The sequence below is a fragment of the Halomonas sp. DP1Y21-3 genome (assembly GCF_019801245.1).
Lineage (GTDB): Bacteria > Pseudomonadota > Gammaproteobacteria > Pseudomonadales > Halomonadaceae > Halomonas > Halomonas litopenaei.
The window spans coordinates 1-2,585 of record NZ_JAHVJM010000017.1 but is presented as its reverse complement, the minus strand read 5'-3'; the positions used below and the strand labels follow the sequence as shown (position 1 = coordinate 2,585).

The 2,585-nt window shown below is 65.9% G+C and carries 1 protein-coding gene; it reads right to left on the bottom strand.

Annotated features, from left to right (window positions below):
• On the bottom strand, positions 1-2,585 hold a 2,585-nt coding region (locus KUV74_RS20720), incomplete at both ends, for a beta strand repeat-containing protein (protein ID WP_222517282.1).

The window sequence follows — 2,585 nt, the reverse complement described above, 5'->3', positions numbered from 1 at the left end:
GTCGGGGCGTCCAGTGCTACGCTTGCCGGATCGGCATCGGTGGTGTCGGCGCCGGTGGTGTCGTTGGACAGCACATTGCCGGTGATCGACGCGGTCTCCTCGGCAATGGTGTCGCTGTCGTTACTCGCGGACGGGCTATCGTCGGCGATGGCGATGCTGAGGCTGCCGTTGGCCGCACTGCCGTCATCGTCGGTGACCACCAGGGCCACCGTCTCGGTGAAGCCGGCATCCGTGGCGTCAGCCTGGCTGTCGTTATCGACGCGGGTGTCCAGCGTGTAGCTGTAGCTCACCGTACCGCCAGCGGCCGGGTTGGCACTATCCGACGGTGTAAAGCCGGTCAGGCTAAGGCTGCCGTATTCGGTATCGACCACCACCGGACTATCGGCGGACAGACCCTGCAGATCGCCCAGGGTCAGCGACTGGTTGCCCACCTGCACGCTGGCCACGCCATCGGCGCTGGTAAAGGTGAAGTTGCCGGGCTGGGTCAGTGCCGCAGCATCCGCCGCGGAACCCTCTTCCAGATTGGCTTCGCTGACCGATACGTCGCCGCCCCCGGCAGCCAGGCCCGAAAGGCTAACGCCGTCATTGGTCCCCGTCAGCGTGATGGTCAGCGTCGCCGGTGAGGTGTCGCCATCGGCGTCGGTCAGGATGTAGGCAAAGGTCTCAGTGAGTTGCTCTTCGCCGCTGAGCGCCTGGACCCGCGGATCGTCGTTGTCGAGCTGATAGGTGTAGCTGCCGTCGCTGTTGAGCGTCAGCGTGCCGTAATGGCCGGCGCCTGTCGGCGCGTCCAGCGCTACGCTGGCCGGATCGGCATCAGTGGTGTCGGCGCCGGTGGTGTCGTTGGACAGCACATTGCCGGAAACGGAAGCGGTCTCCTCGGCGATAGTGTCGCTGTCGTTACTCGCGGACGGGCTATCGTCGGCGATCGCGATGCTGAGGCTGCCGTTGGCCGCACTGCCGTCATCGTCGGTGACCACCAGGGCCACCGTCTCGGTAAAGCCGGCATCCGTCGCGTCAGCCTGACTGTCGTTGTCGACGCGGGTGTCCAGCGTGTAGCTGTAGCTCACGGTGCCGCCGGCGGCCGGGTTGGCACTATCTGCCGGTGTAAAGCCGGTCAGGCTAAGGCTGCCGTATTCGGTATCGACTACCACCGGACTATCGGCGGACAACCCCTGCAGCTGGGCCAGGGTCAACGACTGGTTGCCCACCTGCACGCTGGCCACGCCATCAACGCTGGCGAACGTGAAGTTGCCAGGCTGGGTCAGAGCCGCAGCATCCGCCGCGGAGCCCTCTTCCAGATTCGCTTCGCTGACCGCTACGTCGCTGCCTTCGCTCGCCAGCCCCGAGAGGCTGACGCCGTCGTCGGTTCCGGTCACGGTGATGGTCAGCATCGCCGGTGAGGTGTCCCCGTCGGCGTCGGTCAGGGTGTAGGCAAAGGTCTCGGTGAGGGTTTCCTTGCCGCTGAGTGCCTGCACCCGCGGATCGTCGTTGTCGAGCTGGTAGGTGTAGCTGCCGTCGCTGTTGAGCGTCAGCGTGCCGTACTGGCCGGCGCCCGTCGGCGCGTCCAGTGCCACGCTGGCCGGATCGACCTCGGTGGTGTCGGCGCCGGTGGTGTCGTTGGACAGCACATTGCCGGAAACAGATGCGGTCTCCTCGGCAATAGTGTTGCTGTCATCACGAGCCTTCGGCACATCGTCGTTGACGTCGATGGCCAGACTGGTCGAGGCCGTATCGCCATCGCTGTCGGTAACGACGATGGAGAACTGATCCGCCAGATCGTCGCTGCCGGTGCCCTGGCTGGTGTGGTCCTGGGTGCTGCCATCCAGGCTGTAGCTCCAGCTGTACTCGCCGTCAGAGACACTGACGCTCAGGGTGCCGTAGTCGCCTTCGACCGTGCCGCCGCCCGTCACGTTCTGGCCGTTGATCACCAACGAGGCCAGGCTGTCGCCGCCGGTGGTAATCGGCAGACTGCCGCCGGTGGTCTGGCTGCCGTCGCCCGCCGCGCTACCGCCCGCGAGGCCCGCCTCGCTAACGCTGAACTGACCACCTTCGGCATCGGGGGAATCGTCCGGCACGCTGACGGTGGGCGTGGAATCCGCCGCCACGGTGACGGTGAACACCGCGCCGCTGGTGTCGCCATCGGCATCGCGAATGGTGTAGTCGATGACCGCATCGCCCTCGAAGCCTGCAGCCGGGGTGAAGGTCACCTCACCGGTGTCGCTGTCGAAGCTCACGCTGCCTTGGCTCGGATCACGCAAGGTGGCGTCGGTGACACTGGCACCGTCCGCACCCTGGGTGTCGCTGGTACCGTCGGCATTGACCAGCACGTTGTAGGTGACAGACTGGTCTTCACCGGTCGTGGTGGCGTCATCATCAGCATCCGGCGCATCATCAGCGATCGCGATGGTGAGGCTACCGTTGGCCGCACTGTCGTCGTCGTCGGTGACCACCAGGGCCACCGTCTCAGTGAAGCCGGCATCCGTGGCGTCAGTCTGGCTGTCGTTGTCGACGCGGGTGTCCAGGGTGTAGCTGTAGCTCACGGTGCCGCCGGCGGCCGGGTTGGCACTATCCGACGGTGTAAAGCC